14 protein-coding genes are annotated in these 23484 nt (G+C 62.4%); 8 read left to right on the top strand and 6 right to left on the bottom strand.

The genetic code is table 11. From position 1 onward, the window contains the following. The first annotated feature begins 10 nt into the window (after positions 1 to 10). The 6 genes from M2282_RS03305 (at position 11) to M2282_RS03280 (ending at position 15139) form a co-directional block, all read left to right on the top strand. A complete protein-coding gene (locus M2282_RS03305; protein WP_280807353.1) occupies positions 11 to 628 on the top strand; it encodes a helix-turn-helix domain-containing protein in 618 nt (205 codons plus the stop codon). Positions 629 to 1095: 467 nt separating this feature from the next. Continuing rightward, complete coding sequence (locus M2282_RS03300; protein WP_280807352.1) at positions 1096 to 10527, top strand: EndoU domain-containing protein; 9432 nt, start codon at positions 1096 to 1098, stop codon at positions 10525 to 10527. Positions 10528 to 10530: 3 nt separating this feature from the next. Next, positions 10531 to 10974 carry a hypothetical protein gene (locus M2282_RS03295; protein ID WP_280807351.1) on the top strand — a complete coding sequence of 148 codons (444 nt, stop codon included), beginning with the start codon at positions 10531 to 10533 and terminating at the stop codon, positions 10972 to 10974. Positions 10975 to 11344: 370 nt separating this feature from the next. Beyond that, a complete protein-coding gene (locus M2282_RS03290) occupies positions 11345 to 13063 on the top strand; it encodes a ShlB/FhaC/HecB family hemolysin secretion/activation protein (protein ID WP_280807713.1) in 1719 nt (572 codons plus the stop codon). Positions 13064 to 13082: 19 nt separating this feature from the next. Next, a complete protein-coding gene (locus M2282_RS03285; protein ID WP_280807350.1) occupies positions 13083 to 13763 on the top strand; it encodes a hypothetical protein in 681 nt (226 codons plus the stop codon). 554 nt (positions 13764 to 14317) lie between these two features. Further along, entirely contained in the window at positions 14318 to 15139 is an 822-nt protein-coding gene (locus tag M2282_RS03280; protein ID WP_280807349.1) for a hypothetical protein, read from the top strand. A 281-nt stretch (positions 15140 to 15420) separates the two neighbouring features. Here the strand turns inward: M2282_RS03280 and M2282_RS03275 are convergent, their stop codons facing one another. Beyond that, complete coding sequence (locus M2282_RS03275) at positions 15421 to 15651, bottom strand: hypothetical protein (protein WP_280807348.1); 231 nt, start codon at positions 15649 to 15651, stop codon at positions 15421 to 15423. Between the two features lie 423 nt (positions 15652 to 16074). Here M2282_RS03275 and M2282_RS03270 point away from each other — a divergent pair, with 423 nt between their 5' ends. Then, positions 16075 to 16221 (top strand): hypothetical protein, encoded by a 147-nt coding sequence (locus M2282_RS03270; RefSeq protein WP_280807347.1) that lies wholly within the window; start codon positions 16075 to 16077, stop codon positions 16219 to 16221. Further along, positions 16221 to 16370 carry a hypothetical protein gene (locus M2282_RS03265; protein WP_280807346.1) on the top strand — a complete coding sequence of 50 codons (150 nt, stop codon included), beginning with the start codon at positions 16221 to 16223 and terminating at the stop codon, positions 16368 to 16370. The genes M2282_RS03270 and M2282_RS03265 overlap by 1 nt, the downstream gene beginning before the upstream one ends. Before the next feature lie 297 nt (positions 16371 to 16667). Here M2282_RS03265 and M2282_RS03260 read toward each other — a convergent pair whose 3' ends face one another. The 5 genes from M2282_RS03260 to M2282_RS03240 are packed head-to-tail and all read right to left on the bottom strand — an operon-like array spanning position 16668 to position 23480. Then, complete coding sequence (locus M2282_RS03260) at positions 16668 to 19028, bottom strand: molybdopterin-dependent oxidoreductase (protein ID WP_280807345.1); 2361 nt, start codon at positions 19026 to 19028, stop codon at positions 16668 to 16670. Next, the gene (locus M2282_RS03255) at positions 19025 to 19846 is read right to left on the bottom strand and encodes a CoxG family protein (protein ID WP_280807344.1); all 822 of its coding nucleotides are present in this window, start codon (positions 19844 to 19846) and stop codon (positions 19025 to 19027) included. The genes M2282_RS03260 and M2282_RS03255 overlap by 4 nt, the downstream gene beginning before the upstream one ends. Then, the gene (locus M2282_RS03250) at positions 19836 to 20312 is read right to left on the bottom strand and encodes a (2Fe-2S)-binding protein (protein WP_280807343.1); all 477 of its coding nucleotides are present in this window, start codon (positions 20310 to 20312) and stop codon (positions 19836 to 19838) included. Before M2282_RS03250 ends, M2282_RS03255 begins: the two co-directional genes overlap by 11 nt. Next, complete coding sequence (locus tag M2282_RS03245; protein WP_280807342.1) at positions 20309 to 21190, bottom strand: FAD binding domain-containing protein; 882 nt, start codon at positions 21188 to 21190, stop codon at positions 20309 to 20311. Before M2282_RS03245 ends, M2282_RS03250 begins: the two co-directional genes overlap by 4 nt. Further along, positions 21183 to 23480 carry a xanthine dehydrogenase family protein molybdopterin-binding subunit gene (locus tag M2282_RS03240; RefSeq protein ID WP_280807341.1) on the bottom strand — a complete coding sequence of 766 codons (2298 nt, stop codon included), beginning with the start codon at positions 23478 to 23480 and terminating at the stop codon, positions 21183 to 21185. The genes M2282_RS03245 and M2282_RS03240 overlap by 8 nt, the downstream gene beginning before the upstream one ends. Between the last annotated feature and the right edge of the window lie 4 nt (positions 23481 to 23484).

Here is a 23484-nt window from a genome sequence, read left to right as displayed (position 1 = left end):
TCCCCAGCGAATGCCCGCATCTGTAACCCGTGCCCGGCTGCCGGAACCGGCACCTGCGCGGAGCCTATCGGCATTGCGCATCGGCGCGCAAATCAGGGCGCTTCGTATGGCGGTAGGGACCTCTGCTGGCGCGTTGGCCCAAACGTCGGGAATCTCCGCCTCGATGCTCTCGCGCATAGAGCGCGGTCTGGTTTCGCCGTCGGTGGAGACCTTGGACCGAGTCGCGCAGGGCTTGCATGTGCCGATCTCTCGCTTTTTCGGGGATCAGGCGCGGCGCACGGACTTCTGCCACGTGCCCGCCGGCCAGGGCGTGGTGGTCGATCGCATCGGGGCCGTCGCGGACTACCGGTATGAGCTGCTGGGACACCTGCTATCGGGGAATCTGTTCGCCGAGCCTTACTTGGTCACGCTTCTGCCGGATGCAGAAGCCTACGTGACCTTCCAGCATCCAGGTCTGAAGTTTCTCTACTTTCTGTCTGGGGAGGTCATCTACCGCTACGGCACCAAGGTGATCGAGGTGAAGGCTGGGGACTCGTTACTGTTCGATGCGACGGCCTTGCACGGCATCGAGGCCATACAGGCACAGCCAGTCTCCTACTTGTCGGTGGTTTTCACGCTGCGTGAATGATTTCGGCCGATGCGCAACTGATAGCTCGCGCACATCGTTTTTTTCAAGCTTTTGGGCATTGATGGAAGCTGTGGTTGTCGCGAATTCGACCGAATGGATCGGATGCGTCTCGGGTGTGAGATTGAGCGGTCAGCGGACGCGATGCATGCCCGCCGTGGGCTTACGCAAGTTCGCGCCTTGAAGCAGGCCAAGCCCCGCCGCTACATGGCGACAGAAGGGCTCATTTCAGTCGAGAGGCGGAGTGCACTCGTGCGCTTTGTTGACCTGGTCTGTTGTACAGATTCCACTTGCCCCGGATCAATGTAATTCGTACGACCTACATCCTAAAAAGATGCGCTACGCCCTGTCGTAATCCGTGAAGAAATGCCGCGCGCCTTAATCGGTCGCCCAGCATAATCGCGCGCCTCGCCGAAGCATCTTGTCACAAAGAGCAGCGCGGGCAGCCAACTATCAGGGAGCGACCGAACATGAACCGCCATTTGCACCGCATCGTCTTCAATGCCGCCAGAGGCATGCGGATGGTGGTTCAAGAGACGGCCACCAGCACTGGCAAAGGGAAGTCCAAGACAACCGGTAGCGCCAGTGGCGCGGCGTCAGCGGCTGCCGCCGCGGTCGCACTCTTTGGCTTGCTGGGTGCATCGCCGGGGCAGGCCCAGATCGTCGGCGCGCCCAACGTTCCCGGCAGCCTGCGCCCCACCGTGCTGGTGGCGCCCAACGGCGTGCCGCTGATCAACATACAGACGCCTTCGGCCGCAGGCGTTTCGCGCAACATCTACAACCAGCTCAACGTCGGACCCAACGGCGCGATCTTCAACAACAGCCGCACGAATGTGCAGACGCAGCTCGGCGGCATCGTTCAGGGCAATCCGTACTTGGCTGGGGGACCGGCGCGCATCATCCTGAACGAAGTCAACGGCGGCAACGTGAGCCAGCTGCGCGGCTACATGGAGGTTGCTGGGCAGCGCGCGGAAATCATCATCGCGAACCCGGCCGGCATCAACGTGGACGGCGCAGGCTTCATCAACGCGAGCCGCGCCACCCTGACCACGGGCACCCCGCAGCTCAATGCGCTCGGTGGCCTCGACAGCTTCCTCGTGCGCGGCGGGACCATCACCATCAACGGTGCGGGTCTCGATGCGAGCAAGACCGACTATGCGGCGATCCTCGCGCGGGCCGTGGAGGCCAATGCGGGCATCTGGGCCAGTGAACTGAAAGTCGTGACCGGCGCCAACCAGGTCTCGGCTGATCACAGCCAGATCAGCCCGACTGCTGGCACTGGCGCTGCACCTACCTTTGCCCTCGATGTGGCCGCGCTCGGCGGCATGTACGCGGGCAAGATCGTGCTCATCGGCACTGAAGCGGGTCTTGGCGTGCGCAATGCCGGCACGATCCAGGCCGCGCTAAGCACCCCTGCGCTTGCGGGTGCGGGGCAGTTGGTGGTGACCAGCGCGGGCCGCCTCGAGAACATCGGAACGATCCAGGCCACGGCTGATGCAAACCTCGCCGCGGCGAGCCTTGCCAACAGCGGGCGCATCAGCAGCGGCGGCAACCTGAAGGTTGCGACGCAAGACACGCTGGGCAATTCGCTCAACGGCACGGGCGGTACGCTCGAAGGGGCACGCGTCGAACTCGCGAGCGCGGCAGGCAACATCGACAACCGCAGCGGCGGCACGATCCGCCAGACCAGCAGTGCGGCGCTGGGGATTTCTGCGCCGGCTTTGAGCAACACCAACGGGGGTGTGATCGGACTGGAGCCGGTTTCGGAGGCGCCATCGCAGCCAGGCGGCGGCGCGAGTCCGGGTAGCGGAGGTGGCGCAGCCACGGGCGGCGGCACTGCCACCCCAGGCACACCCGCTTCCGGAGGCGGCAGCGGTTCCGGGGCCACCATCACGCCTGCACCGTATGTCCCACCCTCGCCGGGCGTCATCACCGCGGCGGGCTCGATCCTCAACGACGGTGGCCGCATTTACGCAGGCGGCCCGATCACGCTGCAGAGCGCGAACATCAACAACAACGGCGGGACCCTGAGCCTCGCCAGCATGACGGTCAACCAGCCCACCTTCGACAACCATGGGGGCACGCTGAACATCAGCAATGGCTTCAGTGCGAACGTCGATCGCTTCGACAACACTGGCGGCAAGCTGAACGCGGGCAGCCTGAACATCGCAAGCAGCGGAGACCTGATCAACGTCGACGGCACGCTGACGAGTGCCAGCGATGCGAATCTCACGGTAGGTGGCAAGGCTGACAACACGCGCGGAACGATATCGGCGACGGGCGCCTTGACCGCGAACGTGGCCGGCGCTACGAACAACACCGGTGGGACCCTTGCATCCAATCAAGGTCTAGCGCTCAACAGCGGCTCGCTGGACAACACCAAGGGCAGCATCCAGTCGGCACAGGCCGGTGTGCAGCTTGGAGTGACCAACGTCCTGATCAACGGCAGCGGCGGCAGCATCAATGCGGCCGCGGATCTGGGCGTTCAGGCTGGTTCGCTCGCCAACGGCGGCAGCTTGCGCGGCGCGAACGACGTCAGCGTTGCGGTCGGCGGCGCAATGACCAATGACGGCAGCATCACTGCGGGCCGCAACACGACGATCACGGCTGGAAGCTTGCAAAGCAGCAGCACCGGGGTGCTCGGCGCCGGTGTGCAGAACGACGGCAAGCTTGGGGCTGCAGGCGATCTGCGCGTGACGACCTCCGGCGTGTTGACTGCCTACGGCAACAACATCGCTGCCGGCAATGCCACGCTGCAAGGCACGAGCGTCGATTTGTCGACCAGCCAGACAAGTGCGGCCAACATCGCCGTTACAGCGACGCAAGGCGACGTGATCACGAGCAAGGCCACAGTCGTGACGCCGGGGACCCTGAGCGTCACGGCAAACAGCAAAGCAATGCAGACGCTCGCGAATAACGCAGGCACGCTCAACGCCGGCCAGTTGCAGATCAATGTCTCGAACCTTGCCAACACGAACGTCGGTGAGATTGTGCAGACGGGCACCGGTGCGACCACCATCGCGACCAGCGGCACGTTGAATAACGACAGCGGTCGCATCGCCAGCAATGGGCAGGATCTCACGCTGCAAGGCGCGACCATCGGCAATGCCAACGGCAAGATCGAACACGCGGGCAACGGCACGCTGACCATCGCAGGCGGCAGCTTCAACGGCGCCAACGGCCAGATCACCACGAACAACGCGCTGGTGGTTGCCATGTCCGGCGCCTTCAACCAGGACGGCGGCGCGACCAGCGCCAAGCAGATCACGGTCGACGCCGGCTCCTTGAGCAATCGCGGCGGCCAGATCGTTCAGACCGGCGTGAATGCCACGCGCATCAACGTCGTGGGCGCACTGGACAACAGCAACGCCGGCGTCATCGCCAGCAATAGCAGCACGACCATCGCGGCCGGCAGTCTGATAAACCAAGGCGGCTCGATCCGCGCTGCCGAAACATCCAACCTGGACCTCACTGTTGGCGGCCTGCTCGACAACAGCAACAAGGGCGTGATCGGCGCCGGTGGCAACACCACCATCGCGTCAGGCAGCCTCAACAACAATACTGGCAGCGTGACGGCCGTCGGTAACTTGAATGCCACCATCGCGGGCGCCGCAACGAACCTCGGCGGAACGCTCGCGGCCAATGGCAACACCACGCTCAGCGCCGCCAGCTTGGACAACAGCGCGGGCACGACGGCGGCCGTCAACGGCAATCTGACGGTCGCAACCACAGGCCAGACGATCAACAATGACGGCACTCTGCAGGCTGGTGGCATCACCAGCCTGAGCAATGGCGGTCTGGTCAACCAATCGGGCAAGGTCTTCGGCAACAGCCTGACGGTGGACACGCACGGCGCCACGTTAGACAACAGCGCGAGCGGCACGATGGCGGCAACCACCACGGTGGCCATCAGCTCGGGTGCTCTGATCAACGACGCGGGACGGATCCAGTCTGGCGGCGCGATGACCATCAACACGAATGGTCAAAGCCTGAGCAATACCAATTCGGCTGGCTACAGCAATCAGCAGGGTGGCATCACCAGTACCGGCACGCTCGACCTGAAGACAGGAGCGCTGAACAACACGGCCGGCTTCATCGGCTCGAAGAACGCGCTGACCGCCAAAACCCAAGCGTTCTCCAACGCGGCTGGCGGTGTCGTCCTCGGCCAGTCCGCCGTCGCCATCAACACCAACGGCGCGAGCTACAACAACGGCGGTGGCAAGACACAGGCGGTGGGCGATCTCTCGATCAATGCCGGGGATATCCAGAACACCAGCGGTCTCGTGCGCTCCCTTGCGACCACTACGCTGAACGCCGGCTCCATCGTCAACACGAGCACGCAGGGCACGGACCAGGGCATCGAGGGCAAAAACGTTGTCATCGGCACCGGCAATCTGAACAACGACAAGGGCGCGATCCGTGCCGACGTCAACGCCACCATCACGAGCGGCGGAACTGTCACGAACTCCAATGGCTTGATCTCGGCCGGCGACACGCTGGCCATCGTCGATCCCAATGCCGCGAACCCCGGTGCCAAGACGCTGAGCCTTGTCAACACCAACGGCACGCTGGTGGCCGACAAGAGCGTCAAGATCGACGCTGCGACTTTCAGCGGCGATGGCAAGGCCCTCTCGGGCAAGGACCTGAGCATTGCCCTCACGCAGGACATCGTCAACAACGGCGAGGTGGCTGCCAATGGAAACTTGAGCTACACGACGACGGGCAACTTCACGAACAACAATAAGCTAGTGGCGGGGCAGACGCTCACGGTAGGCGGCAACAACGTCAATAACACGGTCAATGCGGAGATGTCGGGGGCGAAAGCAGTCGCCAGCGCCAGCGGTACATTGACGAATCGCGGTCTCATCGACAGCCAAGGCGCGACGCAGGTCAATGCGGGGACGCTGAACAACATTGGCAGCGGCCGTATCTACGGCGACGCCGTCTCTATCGCAGTTGGCACGCTCAACAACGATGCGGAGACAGTCAGTGGTGTCACTAAGGCAGGGACCATCGCAGCTCGAGATACCCTCGATATCGGTGCAAGCGTTGTCAACAATCGCGAGCACGCGCTGATCTTCAGCTCGGGAGACATGTTCATTGGCGGCGCACTAGATGCCAATCGCTTTGCCACGGGGCAGGGCGCAGTCCTCAATAACCTGAGCGCCAACATCGAGGCGCTGGGCAACATGTCCGTCGCCATGGGGCAGATCAACAACTGGGACACGCATGTCCAGTTGGGGCCACAGACGACCGCCACAACTGGCCCAGTGACGACCATTGCCCCGGTCGGCGGCAGCGGCATGTACACGATGGACCAGGTTGTCATCATTCCAGGGCAACCCTTCGTCTGGGCGCGCAATCCGGACGGCTCCACGGGTGCCTTGCTGTACAGCAACGGCTACGGCATCTGGAACAGTACTTTCACGACGACTGCCGATACCGCAATCAACGCCGATCCGTCCCGCATCGCTTCGGGCGGTGACATGACCCTCAATGGACAGGTCTGGAACAAAGACAGCCGCATCATCGCGGGCGGTATGATCTTCGCAACGAATGTCAAGAGCACGGCGCTACAAGGCACAAGCAAGACCGACGCCTTCGCAACGATCGTCAATGACAAGGGGCAGCCACAGTCCCCGGTGATCCAATTCGGCACACCCGCCACTGTCAATGTAGGTAGCTACGAGTACATCGAGAACACCAATGGCACTCAGGGCTATGCCATCGGCTCTGCAGGGACGGGTAGCGTAAGCACCGGCGGCACCGGTACTGGCGGTGTCGGCGGCAGCGGTCCCGGTGTCATTGTGCAGGTGGCAGCGAACGTCGGGTCAGTGGTCGGCGGCAACGGCAACACGGCGGGCAATGCGAACGGCGCCAACGGTGCCGTAGGGACTGGCGCAACCCAGACCCTTCCCATGGTTGTGCGCACCAGCATACCGAACACGAACATACCCAATGCCAGCCTGTTCGGCGTCCGGGCCGGACCCGGCAGTTATCTGATCGAATCCGATCCGCGCTTTGCCAACTACCGCAACTGGCTCAGCAGCGACTACCTGCTGAACAACCTGGGCCTGGACCCCAACAACACGCTCAAGCGTCTGGGCGACGGGTTCTACGAACAGAAGCTTATTCGCGAGCAAGTTGCCCAGCTCACGGGCTACCGCTACCTCGATGGCTATTCCAGTGACGAGGACCAATACGCCGCACTGATGAACGCCGGTGCCACCTTCGCCAAAGAGTATGGCCTGCGTCCGGGCATCGCATTGACGTCAGCTCAGATGGCCCAGCTCACCAGCGACATCGTCTGGCTGGTCGAGCAGACGGTCACGCTGCCAGATGGCAGCAAACAGCAAGTGCTCGTGCCGCAGGTATACGTGCGCGTGCGGCCTGGCGATATCGACGGATCGGGCGCGCTGCTTGCGGGCAACCAAGTCCGGATCGATGGCAAGGACAACAACCTGGTGAACACCGGCACCATCGCCGGGCGGCAGTTGGTCAGCATCAATGCCAGCACCATCGACAACTTGGGCGGACGCATCAGCGGCGGTCAAGTCGCCCTGAAGGCCCAGCTCGACATCAACAACATCGGCGGCACGATCGACGCCAAGGACAAGCTGACGCTGGACGCTGGGCGTGACATCAACGTGCGCACGACCACGGGTACGGCCCTTGGAAATACGGGTATTGACCGTATCGCCGGTCTGTATGTGACCAACCCCGGAGGCACGCTGGTGGCCAGTGTCGGGCATGACATCAATCTGGTCGGCGCCATCGTGTCGAACCAGGGCGGTGGCCTGACATCGTTCAAAGCCAAGAACGACATCAACCTTGGCACCGTCACCACGTCCTCGACTGGAGTGGCCTTTGGCGACAAGGTCAGCGGTCAGTCCACAACGAGCAGAGAACTCGGTACGACGATCACGACCAATGGGACCACGCTGTTCAACGCTGGACAGGACGTCAATATCAGACAGGGCACGGTCGATGCTGGCAAGGGGCTGCTGAGCCTGCACGCGGACAGAGACATCAATGTTGTCTCCGGCAAGACCGATGCATCGGGGAATTTCAGTGCGCAGTGGAAGGATAAGGGCACCTTCAGCCGAACCGACAACAAGCTCACGGGCGAATACAGCAGCAGTACCAGCGTCGGCAGCTACCTGTCGGGCGGCATCGTGTCCATGGATGCCGCGAGGGATATCACCATCGAGGGTTCGCACATCAGCGGCACCCAGGGCGTGGCGATCAGTGCCGGTAGGGACTTGAGCATCTTCGAGGGGCGCAACACCAGCAGCGCCAGCACGGAGCTGCAGAGCGACAAGAAGGGGATTGGCGGTCTCGGCGGGGTGCTGATGGGGACTCCGACCATTCCGTCGCTGCCCTACGGCAAGGCAAGCACGATCGGTATCGACATCAAAACAGACACGGCGTCGGCCAGCACTATCGACAGCAGCCAGGGCGGGGTTCTGCTCCAGTCCGGCAACACCGTTTTCCTTCAGGGCGTGCAAGTCGATGCGGCGAAGGACGTCAACGTCAAGGGCGGCAACGTCATCATCCAGGGCGCAACCAACAGCACCTCGGCGACCTCGTCCAACAGTTTCCGAACCAAGGGTATTGAGCCCGGTCAGTTCCTATGGCACGACCCGAGCACGGGCATCAACGCGAAGAAGACCACAGAGACCAAGGTCGAGGACAGCACGCTGACGCGCACGACCCTGAACGGGGCCAACGTGTCCATCTCGGCGGTGGACACGTTAGCGATGGCTGGTACGACGGTGAACACCCCCGGCATGCTGACCTTGCAAGCCGACCAGCTCATTCTGGGCACGCAGACCACCGAGCACAGCGAGCAGACCACCAGTCAAGGGCGCGACCTGGCCTACCAAAAAATCAAGGACAAGGGGCAGAGCGACCAGACCACGAATTACAACCAGTTCAATGTGGGGCAGTTGACGGTCGCCGCGAACCACATTCAGGCAGGGCTTGGGGCCAGGGACAGCGTCGAACAGTTGGCCAAGCAACCGGGCATGGCGTGGGTCGATCAACTGACCAACGATCCCAAGCTCAAAGACAAGATCAATTGGCAACGGGTCGAAGAGGCGCACAAGAACTGGAACTACGACCAGCAGGGATTGACGCCGGAAGGGGCGGCGATCGTGACGATCGTCGTGGCGTACTTCACGGCGGGTGCAGCCTCTGAGATCGGCGCTGCAGCAGGTGGCGTGACAGGTGACGCTGCCGCGGTAGCGGTCGGCCAGGGCGTGGTCATCGAGGGCTCGGTCTTCGCGGCGGGAAGCGGTGTCGGCGCGGCCGTCGGCACCTTTGTTAGCGGGGCCGTTACGGCTGGCATCACGACGCTGGCTGCGCAAGCGTCGATTGCGCTCATCAACAACCAGGGCGACATTGGTGCCGCTTTGCATGATCTGGGCAGCAGCGCGAGCATTAAGAATCTTTTGACTGCTATCGTAACTGGCGGCGTGCTTGGTTCGATGAATCTCAATCCGACGGGTTTGCCGACGGCCGGTGGGGGAAGTCAATCATTCTTTACTCAATTAGGGCAAAACTTGCAGGCGGGGGCTGCCCGTGCGGTGATTGGTTCTGCGATCAACGGAGGGAGTTTTGAGGAGAATTTGAAGAACGGTCTCAAAGACGCAATCCTCGACACGATTGCTGCTCAAGCCGCGTATGAGATCGGCGACTTGACTAAGAAAAACGTCCTTGATGATTTCACCAACAAGGTGGCTCATGCGATTGCGGGTTGTATGGTTGGGGCCGTAAGAGCGGACAGTGCAAGCGGGTGTGGTGCTGGGGCCCTGGGGGCTGCCATCGGGGAACTCGCCGCGGAAGCTTACGGTCGACAGACTGATACGGTGCAATTTGCAGCGATGATCAGCGGCCTTGCTGTGGCCATCACGGGCGCCGACGCAAGTCAAATTAACCTCGGCAGCCAAGCGGGCGGAAATGCGGCCGCTAACAACTTTCTCGCTCATCCTGAGCAAATCCGAGATGCCAAGGTTCAAAATCGCATTCTCGCGGCAGGGCAAGGTTGCAAAGGAACGGCAAGCTGCGAAGGTGTGGCTGCGCAAGCCGAAGCTCAAATAGGCTTGCTTAGCGACGAGCGAATCACCGCGATGTGCGGAGACAGCCAAGCGTGCGTCGACGACAGAACTCTTGAAAGATCGATCTACGCGCGGACACGTGATGAGGCTATCTCAAGGCTTGATCCCAATGCGGCTGCTTCAAAATTCTTGAATGACCAAGCGGGGCGATCGCCTTTTGGTGTCCAAGAGTTGTCAGGTGCAATTACTCGAATGCAATCGGGTCGCTCTGATGAAAATAATCCTGTCGATCAATATGTTCGAGATGCACTGGCAAGTAACCCAGCGATATTCGCCGCAGTTTTGGGCATATCGCTTATCGATGGGGACGGAGGAAAGGCACCGAGAAAGGGGTTAACTCCGGGGCAGCGAATGGGCGATAGCATCAATGATTATTATGCTAAACGAACCAACCAGGCTGCACTCGGTCAAATCGATGTTGATCACATCGCTCAGGGCCACATAAATCTGCGGGGCAACGCGGTTGGCTTTCATCACGAACCCAGCGGCGAAGGCGCAGCCCGAGTTACAAATTATACAAGTCCGCCAAATGCAAATGGTGTTTACACCGGCACAGTGCAGGTCCAAAATTCATCGGGTCAATGGATCGACAAAAACGCCGCATCTACATTTTTTCCGCAAAGCTGGACCGAGGCAAGACTTAAATACGAATTGGCAGCAGCCTTTGATAATAAGGTCTCCGTTGGAGGTCAATGGATTGGTATTACACCGGCCGGTGTTGAAGTTCGGTTTGTGCCTCCTGCGGGGTCTGTCACTCAATGGCGCGGTTGGCCGTTAAGGTAAGCTATGAAAATAAAATTCACCAGGGAAAAAGAGATTTGGCCTGAGACTGAGCATTATCAAAAATTAAGAAAAAAAGGATTTTTTCCGGGTTTTCGATTAAATTGTGAAATCTTGCGAGATGAGTTGAATGAATCGATCGCCTCGTCAAGTGAGATTCAATATTTGTCATCACAGTTGCGGGATGATGTGCTCACAGAGGGTGATGCGAGCCGGTTGATGCTAGCTGCCGAAAATATTATGACCGGACAGCTAAAAACCTGGAAGTCGACTGGTAATGCATGGACTGTTGAACTTGGTCTCGATGGCGTTGAATTTGAATACGCAATTATGGATGGGCCCCGAGGAGGACGGGTAAGCTTACTTACCTATCTACGGGCTTTAGAGGCTTGGAAAACGTTTCTCAGTGACGAGGGTTGTTTTGAGAGAATTGTTGTGTTGCCTGTTTGAGTTTTTCTTTAGGGTCGGCGAATGCCGGATTTTTCGCGCCATGTTCTGCATCCCAAATGTGCTAAGCCAGTTCAATCACAGTTCTAAGAGCAGTCGACTCTGCAAACGGCGAAGTTTGATAAGCAAGAAAGAAGATGAAGCTGTCACTCTCATGAACTGTTCGACCATCCGCAAGACGCTAGCGGCAGAGATTGCTCGAAACATTCGTGCGCAAGCCTCGTCAGCTGCGGTGCGCTCGGCGGGGCCTTGAGCTTCTTCAAGCTGAGACGAAACCTGCATTTGAAACTTTGGTGTTGGACGCGCTACTTTGTGCGCGATGCTTGCAAATAGAACAACGAGGGGAGAGAACTTGAAAACGAAATTGAGCGCCATGCTCGCTGGCGTGATGTTGGGCGGCCCGCTGATGGCGCTTGCCCAGCAATCATCCACCACGCCACAACCGTTCGTCGAGCAGCAACGCCAGCAAGAACGGGAACGCGCCCTGCGAGAGCAGAACGAGCGCACTGTCGACCAGCGGCCCCAAGTCGTGCCACCGGCGCCAACTCAACGCATCCCCGCATCCGAGTCACCGTGCTTTCGCATCGAACGTGTGCTGCTGGTCGGGGAGCAATCCGACGCCTTCCAATGGGCCGTCGCCGATCTGTCAGGCCCCGAGGGCAACGATTCGCCCATCGGCCGGTGCCTCGGCACTGCCGGCGTCAACGTAGTCCTCGCGCGCGCCCAGCAAGCCCTCATCGCCAAGGACTGGGTCACCAGCCGTGTGCTCGCTGCACCGCAAGATCTTTCTACCGGCACGCTGACCCTGTCGCTGGTGCCCGGCCGCGTCGCAGCCATCCGCCTGACGCCCGACTCTTCATCCACGCTGCTCGGTAGTTCCGCATTGCTGACCAGTGCGATTCCTGCGCGTGTTGGCGACCTGCTGAACCTGCGCGACATCGAGCAGGGCCTGGAGAACCTCAAACGCGCCCCCACCGCCGAGGCCGACATCCAGATCGAGCCCTCGACCGCTCCCGATGCCAAGCCCGGCGACAGCGACCTGGTGGTCAAGTACGTGCAAGCGCGCAAGGTGCGCCTCACCCTGAGCCTGGACGACAGCGGCACCAAGGCCACCGGCCGTAACCAGGCCGGCGCCACCGTCTCGCTCGACAACCCCTTCGGCCTGAATGACCTGTTCTATGTCAGCGCCAACCACAGCATCAACAGCCACTTCCTCTCGGAGCCGAGCTACGGCACCAAAGGCCAGACCGCGCACTACTCGCTCCCGTTCGGCTACTGGATGCTCGGCTTCACGGCTTCCAACAGCCAGTACCACCAGAGCGTCGCCGGCCTGAACGGCGACATCGTCTACGCCGGCAAGACCAACAACGCGGAGGTCAAGCTCTCGCGCCTGCTCTACCGCGACCAGAGCCGCAAGGCCACGGTGGCGCTCAAAGGCTTCCGCCGCGAATCACGCAACTTCATCGAAGACCAGGAGGTCGAGGTGCAGCACCGCGTGGTCGGCGGCTGGGAGCTGAGCCTGAACCACAAGGAGTTCATCGGCGAAGCCACGCTCGAAGGCACGCTGGCCTACAAGCGCGGCACCGGCGGCTTCGGCTCGCGCACCGCGCCGGAAGAAGAGTTCGGCGAAGGCACTTCGCGCCTGAAGCTCTACACCGCCGACGTCAGCCTCAACGCGCCGTTCAAGCTGGGCGAGCAGAAGCTGCGCTACTCGGGCCTGATCCGCGCGCAGTGGAACCGCACGCCGCTGACACCGCAAGACCGCTTCGCCATCGGCGGACGCTACACGGTGCGCGGCTTCGACGGCGAGACCAGCCTCATGGGCGAGCGTGGCTGGCTGCTTCGCAACGACATCGGCTGGGCCATGGGGCAGAGTGGGGCGGAACTTTATGTCGGCGCTGACTATGGCCACGTGGGCGGGCGCTCCACAGTCGACACGCTGGGCCGCAATCTGGCGGGTGCCGTCGTCGGCGTGCGTGGGCAGTGGACCAAGTTGAGCTACGACTTCTTCGTCGGTGCGCCCATCAGCAAGCCCGAGGGTTATCGCACGGCGAAGGTTACGCTCGGCTTCAATCTGAATGCGAGTTTCTAAACCGCATTACGCCAAAGCAATGACCGAACAGAAAGACTCGGCAGTCGCACAGGCCTCCATCGCGATAAGCCCCGGCGCATCAATGCGCGTGTGCTTCATGCCCTGTCGGGATACCTCGTTGAGGTCTTTTGCCCGCGGATTGTTGTTCTGGTGGGCCTACCTCACAGCGGCCACGATTCTCTTTTTTTATACCCGCCTCCACACGCATGGCATGTGGTTCTATGGCGCCTTGATTGGGCAGTTGATACTGCATTTCTACTTGACGATCGAAGTTCTGATCAGCAAGGAAGAAATTGAGCGTCTCGCCGGTTATGGATTGGAGCGGCGTGAGGGGGTGCTGCGTTTCTTGGGATATGCCCCTCGACGACGTCGCCTGCGAACCCTCGGGTTACCCATTCGATCAGTCGAAGAAGTGAACTCGAAAGTTCTGGTCCACTTGTCTGATGGCAGTCAGGTTCAACTCCCCAAGTTGAGCCTGGAAGGCCAACGCTTGTTCCAAAGCGTTTTTGAGTCAATGTGCGCGGGAGCGAATACCGAAACTCTGAGAGAGCAGTACACGGGCCTTGCGCCTGGACTTCTGGTCACCTTGGAATACAAAGAGGCACCGCAGCCGCCGAAGTGGCAATACTGGGCCTCAATGAGCTTAGCAATCCCCTGCATCTATGCTGGATCGAAACTGTTTGAACTGCTATTTCAGTGAACGCGACCCAATCGGCGATGGCTTCTTCGTTGGTGCGCCGGTCAGCAAGCCCGTGGGATGCCGCACAGCCAAGACGATGCTCGGATTCGCAAATGCAATGTTTGCAGGGTAGTTTGAGGGCAGCAGGGCAGCAGGGCAGCAGCGTAACTAACCGCGCGCCAAGCAGGCCCGCTGGCTCGCTTGCGCCTCGTGAGAGCGCGCGCAGGTGATGGCTCAACGCGAGATAGCGGGGCAAGCCTCGTGGTTGTTGCTATCACGAGCTGAGCCGTGAGAACGGGCCAACGATCAATAATAGAGTGTTCTCGTGACTTTCGTTATCGCAAGTTGAGATGGGAGACCGATAAGGGGGTATTCTCATAACTGTTGTTATCGCGAGTTGATCAACCAATCATCAAACATTGCGATGGCCTAGTAGTCACCAGAAGCTGCTTTCGTAAAACACCTGCTTCTCGTGAGTTGAGGGCGAGCGCTGGGCCAACCTACGATAAGCTGGCGTTCTCGTGACTTCCGGTATCTTCGGCTAAGGCAAAAACAATACTGAACCTAATTCATATATGACAACGGAGAGTTTCTATTTCGTCTACGTTTATCGGGACGCGCAAGGCTGTCCAGTCTATTTTGGGCAGGGAAAGCGTGCAATGCGGCCTGGGTCGCACTTCATTAAGACCCACAACAAGGCTCTAGAAGCCTGGCTAGAAAAGCATGGCCAGACGGCGAGGTTGGAGGTTGTCGGGCCGCTGGGAAGCAAAGAGATGGCGGATGCAATTGAGACGGCTCTGATTTCGGCCTATGGACCACTGAAAGGTGGGCAGCCGTTCTTCAATGAGCACGGGGGGAAGAGCATTCACCGCTTTCGGCCTTGGGGTGTTCCAAACAAATTTGCGTCAAGAACTGTACAGCCGCTTGACGCGAAGGCCATGATGCGCGCCGTGCGCGACCATGGGCCATTGCTTTTTGTTCGCATTAATCAAACTAGTTTTGATGATGCCGAGGAGCGTCCGGGATACGACCTTGCCGCGCCGCCTCCAGATGAGAAGATTCGTGCGCGCATGGAGTGCTGGTGGCAACTCCGTTCTAGATTGGACGGTTGGGTGAAGTCTCCGTCGACATCGCCTAAGTTGCTCGTGGCTGTGACAGGAGGGCCAGGAAATCAGTCCATTATTGCGAGTGCGCGCATCAATGCGGGTGCCTGGGACAACGTACCAAGAATCAAGAGTGGGTTAGTGCAGGTGCCATTGCGTGGCAAGAGTATCGATGCCGCAGGTTTGAGGGGGCGTCCCATCGCAAAGGATGTCGGGCTTTGGTTTGGCTCCTTCCGTCATCAGCAGTATCGAATCTTGGACTCAAAGGGGTTTGCTCACGATCAAGAAGAGTAGGCTCCAGCATGAATTGCTGTTTCTCGAGGAGACTCGCGGAGTAGGTATTCCCTTGTTGCGTTGGTCGCTTTTAAAGTAAGGCTTGAGAGTTGAGAGCGTGTTAATGGCCAATACCCGGCAGTGACCATTCGTGCGAAGTGAGGTGCGCGATTAACGGCCGATAGGCTACGACTCTCGCGCCTCAAGGTGGCCGGCCAGCTGACGGTAGTTGGGTATTTACGTGCCAGTGGTTATCGTCGGTTGGTCTGCGCAGTAGGGGAGCCCCGCGCAGGCGCCTGGCCTCAGCGTCTGCGCCAGAACCGCCACCAACGGGGGCGCGCGGCCCGCACCTCGAGCGGGCGCATATCGAGGGTGTCGTAGTTGGTGAAGGGCGCACCAGCACGCCTGCGCAATTCAGTCCCAAGCTCGTGCGCTATCCCGCGGGCGTGCAGATCTCCTTCGAGCGCCTTCCTGCGCCATCCGATCGCCATTGCACTCAGCGTCTCGTCGGGCAACTCTTGCTTTGTGGTCATACCTAAATTCCGCCGCTGCTGTTGACTTGCTTACGCATGGTGCAACGCATTGATGCGATACCCGGCGTCGGCTGTGTGTCAGGGCAGGCTGTCACAGGCGCATCGTTCTCACGAGTAAATATTGAAGGGTGACAGCGGTTGGCATCGAGGCGATTCCCTGAGCGGCTCTTTTCTCTCCCCGGCCCCTACCAGCGCCGAACCGCTGTCGAGATGCAGTGTGCTTGGCCCGGGTGAAGTGGGAGTGAAGTCTGTGCAAGAGTTCCGTGAAACGATACCTGCCGTCTTGTCGCGAGCCACTCTTTAATCAAGCTGATGATGTGCCCAAGTTCATGGCAGCGTTCAGCTTGGGTCTCACATCGAAGTACGCTACGTCGGCATCTCCCAGATCGCGGAAGGCGGCAAACGGCCCCCAGGATCGCAGAGGTGCTCTACCGAAGCATCCTGGAGCACGACCCCACGTATGCCCATGCGCACCTGAATCTCGATTTCATGCGCTGCGAATTCGGTGAGTTTGATGCGGCCGCGTCGCTCTACAAAAAAGGGTTGCGCTTTTTTCCGACGATCCGCTGATGCGTTTCAATCCCGCCGTGGTGCTCGAGGGTGTCTCAGACGTGGACGGCGCATTGGCGAGCTACGAAGAGGCCCTGCGGCTGCAACCGGACCTGCTCGGCGTGCATCGGAATGCGGCCCTGCCGTATGCCGACAGCGGGCGCCAATAGATGGCCATCCGGCACTTCAGTGCATTCCCGCGATTGCAAGCCGGCAAGGAGACGACTTGAAGGAACGACTTGCGCGCTGTGTTCCCGATCCTGACGCTCCAGTTCACATAGCCACGCGGATTGCGCACGATTCGGCAAGAACGGCATGTGGACCAACCCAGAACATGTACGGGGCAGCCTTCTTGATACTCATCGGGCGGAGGGCTTCGATTCCTTCGCACGCGGTCCATGTTCTAGATCGCGCCTCGCCACCTCATAGGCAAAACGCTTATCAAGCGCTATGGGTAAGTGAAGCGCTTACCCTGAATACGGGCTGGTGGCGTTGGTTTCCATCTCAATTGGATGACGTTCGATTGTAGGCAGATCGAACGCACTGACCCTGGGCGGGTTCACGCACTTCTCGATCTGCACCAGCACCGTCTGCGCGACCGAGGACTGCGTGAGGCGCGAGGTGCCCTTGTCCATCGTCACCACGTTGGGGTTGCCGTGCTTCTCGAGGGAGCACGGCGCCGCGGGGTCCTCCGGGTCGAACCATGCACCGGTCGCCACCTGCAGCACGCCGGGCATCAGGTCGCACGAGATCACGGCCGATGCGAGGAAGGCGCCGCGGTCGTTGAAGACCTTCACCACATCGCCGGCAACGATGCCGCAGCGCTGTGCATCCGATGCATGCAGGGTCAATGGCTCGCGGCCATCGACCTTCGTCGCGCGGCTGACGGCGCCCGCGTCCATCTGGCTGTGCAGCCGCCCCTTGGGCTGGTTGGACAGCAGGTGAAACGGAAACCGCGCCGCGCTTTCGCCGCCGAGCCATTCGGCCGGTTCGAGCCACGCGGGGTGCGGCGGGCAGTCGTCGTAGCCGAAGGCTTCGATGCGGCGCGAGAAGAGCTCGATCTTTCCCGAAGGCGTGGCCAGCCTGTTCGCCACCGGATCGTCGCGAAACGCCGAGAGAAAGAGCGGCGGCTCCGCGGCCATCGGAAATTCGTAGCTGCCCGCCGCCCAGAATTCGTCGAACGCCGGTGGCGAGAAACCCAGCGCGAAGGCGCGCTCCCGGGCCTGCGTGTATATGTGCCGCAGCCACTCCATCTCGTCGCGCCCCTCGGTGTAGGCCTGCCTGAACCCCAGCCGCTCCGAGAGCTCCGCGAAGACGTCCATGTCGTTGCGCGCGCCGCCCACCGGATCGATGACCTGGCGCATCGCGATGTAGTGGCGCTGCAGGTCCGTCGCGAGGATGTCGTTGCGCTCCATGGTGGTCGTGGCCGGCAGCACGATGTCGGCGTACTTCGCGGGCGGATTCCACCAGGGCTCGTGCACCACCACCATCTCGGGCTTGCGCCAGGCCTGCACGAAGCGGTTCAGGTGCGTGTTGTGGTGAAAGGGGTTGCCGCCCACGGAATAGATGAGCCGGATGTCCGGCATGCGGATCGTGGTGCCGTTGAATTCGAGTTCGCTGCCCGGGTTCAGCAGCATGTCGGCCACGCGCCCCACCGGCACGAAGCTGCGCACGGGGTTCTTGCCCAGCGAAAGCGTCGGGCGCGGAATGCCGTCAGGCCGGCTCGTCGTAATGCCGTTGACCGCGCCGAACCCGAGGCTGAAGCCGCCGCCGGGCAGGCCGATCTGCCCGAGCATCGAGGCGAGCGCCACGGTCGCCCACACCGGCTGCTCGCCGTGGTCGGCGCGCTGGATCGACCAGGTGGTGGTCACCAGCGTGCGGCAGCGCGCCATCCGCAATGCGAGGTCTTCGATGGTCCGTGCCGGCACGCCGGTGATGGCCGAGGCCCAGGCGGCGCTCTTGGCCACGCCGTCGTCCTGCCCGAGCAGGTAGCGCTCGAAGGCGCCATAGCCTTCGCAGTGCGTGGCGAGAAAGCCGGCATCGTGCAGGCCCTGCGCGACCAGCGAGTGCGCCATGCCGAGCATCATCGCGACGTCGGTGTTGGGGCGGATCGGAATCCAGTCTGCCTCGAGGCCCTCGGTCATGTCGCTGCGCGACGGGCTGATGTTGACGAAGCGCACGCGCGATGCGGCGGCGCGTTCGATCCAGTGGGCGTTGTCGTGCGTCACGGCGCCGCCGGCGTCGATCTGCATGTTCTTCGTGTGCGCGCCGCCGAACATCACCACGAGTTCGGAGTGCGCGACGATCGAGGGCCACGGCACGACCATCGCGGTGATGTCGTTGTCGCCGGTGACGTAGGGCATCACGCCCAGCGCGGCGCCGAAACTGTGGTTGCCGCGCTTGTCGACGTAGCCGCCGAAGAGGCCGAGAAAGCGCTTGAGCACGCTGGGCGAATGGTGCAGGCGCCCCGCACTCGCCCAGCCGTAGGAGCCGCCATAGATGGACTCGTTGCCGTGCTCCGACCTGATGCGCTGCATGCCGTCCACGATGAGGTCCAGCGCGGTGTCCCAGGACACCGCCACGAAGGCTTCCGAGCCCCGGCCCTGCGCCGATCGCTCCCGGTTTTTCAGGTACCCCGAGCGGACGTAGGGCCGGTCGATACGCAGCGGGCTGCGCACCATGTCGGGCAGGCTGCGGACGAGCGCGGTGGGCGCCGGGTCGTTGGCGAAAGGAACGGTCGAGACGATCTCGCCGGACGCCGACACCTCGACCGAATACACGCCCCAGTGCGAGGCCGTCTGGATGGTTCTGTTCGCAGCGGTCGTCATGGGGCGCGCTCGTTCTGCATGCCTCGCTCCTGGCGCACGAGGTAGTCGCGCAGCCACTGGCTGCAATGGCTCGCGCCCTCGACCGGCCAGAGCACCTTGACCACCGTGTCGCCGCGATGGATCTCGATGCAGATGTCCGTCGACTCGCGCTTGTGCGAACGGCCGAACCAGCGCGACCACCAAGTGTCGGCCGGCGCCGAAGCTTCGTGCTGCACGACGACCGGTGGTGCAGGCCGCGGAGCTTCGATCGGCGCTGCGATGGACTGGCGAGCAACCGGTGGTGAGGCCGGCGTCGCCACCGGCGCCTTCGCTGCCACAGACGGCTTCGCCGGCGCTTGCGTGACCTTGACGCCGCTCGCCGCCGCATCCTCAGTGCCCGTGATCCGCGCCACGAGCTTCTCGGTGAACTCGTCCCACATGCGGTCGGCCTTGGTCTTCATGGCGCTCAGCCCGAAGGTTCCCAGGCGGCCCAGCACATCGACCTTTACCAGGATGCGAAGTTCGGTCTGGCCGTCAGGCTGCTCCGCGAGGAAGATCTCGCTGGTCTGCTTGAGCGAACTGGCCACCGACGTGTCTTCGCCCGTGCCCTCGGTTCGCAGATAGTGCGGCGCGCGCTGCTCGACGATGGTGGTTTTGAGCTTGAACTTGGCGCTGATGAAGGAGACCTTCACCTTGATCTCGGCGATGTACTCGACGTCGCTGATGACCTGGATGGACTGCATGCCGGGCACGCAGCCGCCCATCACCTGAGGATCGAGCAGGAGCTCCCACACGCGGCTCGCGGGGGCGGGAACGACAACAGTTTTTTCAATTTCCACGCATCTTCTCCGCGGCAACAAGAATGGATTCGACGATCTGGGTGTAGCCCGTGCAGCGGCAGAGATTGCCGTTGAGCCCGTGGCGCACCTGGTCTTCGGAGGGCGACGGGTTCTGCGCCAGCATGGCGCAGGAGGTCATGAGAAAGCCCGGTGTACAGTAGCCGCATTGCAGGCCACCGCAGGCCATGAAGCTTTCCTGCAGGGGGTGCAGCGTCTCGCCCGCCGCCAGGCCCTCGACAGTCGTGATGCTGCGGCCGTTTACCTGCACCGCGAGCATCAGGCAGGACTTGACGACCTCGCCGTCCAGATGGACCGAGCAAGCGCCGCAGATGCCGGTTTCGCAGCCGCGCTTGGTGCCCGTCAGATGCAGGTCGTCGCGCAGGAAATCGCTCAGGAGGCGCCGAGATGGGACCTGCACCGCGTGGATTTCACCGTTCACGGTGACTTCGATGTCGTGTTGGCTCACGGCCGGTCTCCTTCGTTCTCGTCCAGCCCGAACACTTCGAGCAGGGTTCGCCGGGCGACCACGCGCACCATGTCGCGCCGGTACTCCGCCGCGCCGCGCAGGTCGGACACCGGCGCGATGTCGGCCGCCACGATGTTGGCGGCCTCGGCGATGCGCTCGAGCGTTGCTTCGCTTTCCGCGAGGAAGGCTTCCGCCCTTCTCAGCCGCAGCGGGATCGGTGTCGATGCGCCGACCGCGATCCGCACGGCATGGCAGCGCATGCCGCTGCGGCGTACCGAGACGGCCACGCTCGCGAGGGGCCGGTGTTCTGCCGCGGTACGCAAGAAGCGCGAATACACGCCGGTGGTGCCGGGCGCGGGCGGTGCAATGCGGATCTCGGACAAGATCTCGTCCGGCGCCAGCGCGGTCGTGTAGTAGTCGATGAGGAACGCCTCGATGCCCATCACCCGGTTGCCCTGCGTGCCGGTGACGACCACTTCGGCGTCCAGCGCCATGAGGCAGCCGGGCGGATCGGTTGCCGGATCGGCATAGCAGAGATTCCCGCCGATGGTCCCCTGGTTGCGCACCTGTGGATTGGCCACGCGCGATGCCATGCTCGCGAGCATCGGGTAGTGCGCCTGCACGAGCGGCGAGCGCGCGACCTCGGCGTGCAGCGTGAGCGCGCCGATGCGCAGGCCCTTGGTCTCGTCGTACGCAATGCCCCTCAGGCTGGGCAGCGTTCCCAGAGACACGAGGTGAGTGGGCGTGAGCATGCGCTGGCGCATTGCCAGCATCAGCGCGGTGCCGCCCGCGATGACGCGGCATTCGTCGCCAAGGTCGGCCAGCATGTGCGTCGCCTCGGACACCGACGCGGGCTGCAGGAAGTCGAAATCACGCACCGGCCGCCTCCTTCTTGTCGCGCAAAGCGGCGAGTATTTTTTCGGGCGTGATTGGCAGATCGACGATGCGCACGCCGATGGCGTCGTACACCGCGTTCGCAATTGCGGGCGCGCCCGGAAGAATCGCCGTCTCGCTCGCGCCTTTGGCGCCGTAGGGACCGTTCGGGTCATTGGATTCGACGAAGCCGCCGCGCAGCATGGGCACGGAATCGGCCGTGGCCATCGTGTAGTCGGCAAAATTGCCGTTGGCGATGCGGCCTGCCTCCAAGTGCAACTGCTCGTACAGCGCCCAGCCGAAGGCTTGCACCGTCGCGCCGTTGGTCTGGCCGTGGATGGCCATCGGGTTGAGAGCCTTTCCGCAGTCGTCCGACACGAAGCTCTCGACGACGGTGACCTGCCCCGTGTCGGTGTCGACCTCCACCTCGACCGCCTGCGCCGCGAATGAATAGGCCGGCGCGATATTGCCGTGGACCTTGTCGTCGTGCATCGTGGTCTTCGCGTCCCATGTCGCGCTCACCTGGACGGCCTCGCCGCCATGGCGCCACACATGCTGCCGCGCGAGATCGCCGATGGTGAGCCGGCGGTCGGCCGCCTCGCGCACGTGGACGGCGCCGTCGGCCATGTCGAGCTCATCGATCGGCACCTCGAGCAGTTCGGCGGCCAGCGCGAGGAGCTTCGCTTTCGCTTTGCGGGCCGCCTCGATGGCGGCATTGCCCGCGACGATGGTTACGCGCGATGCGAGTGAGCCGATGGCGAAGGGCGCGACGTCGGTGTCGGGCGCCATCACGTGCACGTGCGAGAGCGGAATGGTCAACTCGTGCGCGACGATCTGGCTGAGCATGGTCATCGCGCCCTGGCCCATGTCGCATTCGCCGCTGTGGACGACGACGCGGCCGTCTTCGTTGATCTTCACGACCACGGTCGAGCCGTCCCAATTGCCGATGGTGCGGTTGCCGCTGACATGCATGGCCGCGGCCATGCCCACGCCGCGACGCTTGGAGCTGCCCGGTGCGCCGCGCTGCCTCGGCTCGCCCCAGCGCAGCGCGCGCGTCGCCTGGTCGATGCATTCGACCAGCCCGGTGCTCGCGACCTTCCAGCCGTGCACCGACACCTCGCCCGCGCCGATGGCATTTTTCTTGTGGACCTCGGCCGGGTCGAGCCCGAGCTGCTCGGCCATCGTGTGGATGTGGCTGTTCAGCGCGAACAGCATCTGCGTGCCGCCGAAGCCGCGGAAGGCGCCGTGCGGCGGCGTGTGGGTGTAGATCATGGTGGCGTGCGAGCGCACGTTCTTCAGGCGGTGCATGTTGTCGCTGCGCATGGCGCTCACGTGCATCACCTCGGAGGCGAGGCCCGCGTAGGCGCCGCAGTCCGCGACGATGCGTATGTCCTTGGCCACGATGAGGCCCTCGCGCGTCATGCCCAGCTTGAGCGTGATGCGCTCGGGCAGGCTCGTGGGGCACGCGAGAAAGTCTTCGAGTCGGTTGTTGACGAGTCGCACCGGCTTGCCGGTCTTCACTGCGAGCAGGCCGGCAACCAACTGGTTCGCGTCCTCCACGATCTTTCCGCCGAAGCCGCCACCGGTCGTCGCCTGGATCACGCGGACGGTGGACACGGGCCGCTCCAGCGCCGCGGCCAGGCGCGCGCGGGCGAGGAACGCGGATTGCGTCGAGGTCCACACGACAAGGCGCCCTTCGGCGTCGAGCATGGCGACCGATCCCATCGGCTCCAGGTACCCCGGGTACTGCGCATGGGTCGTGTAGGTGGCCTCGTGAACCAAATGGGCCTCTGCGAAACCTTCGTCGACGCTGCCGCGCTCGAAGCGGATCTCATGCGCGATGTTGTCCTGGCGGCCGTCGTGAATGTTCGGAGCCTCTTCGTCGAGCGCCTCCTCGGGCAGCAGGACGGCAGGGAGCTCCTCGTACTCGATGCGGATCAGGTCCAGGGCGTCCCGCGCGATCTCTTCGGTGGTCGCAGCGACGGCGGCGACCTCTTCGCCGCAGAAGCGCACCACGCCCTCCGCAAGAATGCGCCGCTCCTTGTGGCTCACGCCCCAAAGCGCGCGTGGTGCGTCGACGCCGGTCAGCACCGCCTTGACGCCGGGCAGCGCCGACGCCTCAGCGATGTCCACCGAGACGATGCGCGCATGCGGGTAGGGGCTGCGCAGGACCTTGCCGTGAAGCATGCCCGCGACCTTGATGTCGCCCGCGTATTGCGCCTTGCCGAGCACTTTGGCGCGCCCCGTGACCTGCGGCGTGTCGCGCCCCAGGGTCGATTGCGTCGTCATGGTCATGGGG

Origin of the sequence: Variovorax boronicumulans, assembly GCF_029892485.1 — a bacterium.
Classification (GTDB): domain Bacteria; phylum Pseudomonadota; class Gammaproteobacteria; order Burkholderiales; family Burkholderiaceae_C; genus Variovorax; species Variovorax boronicumulans_B.
This window is presented reverse-complemented; position numbering and strand designations above follow the sequence as displayed.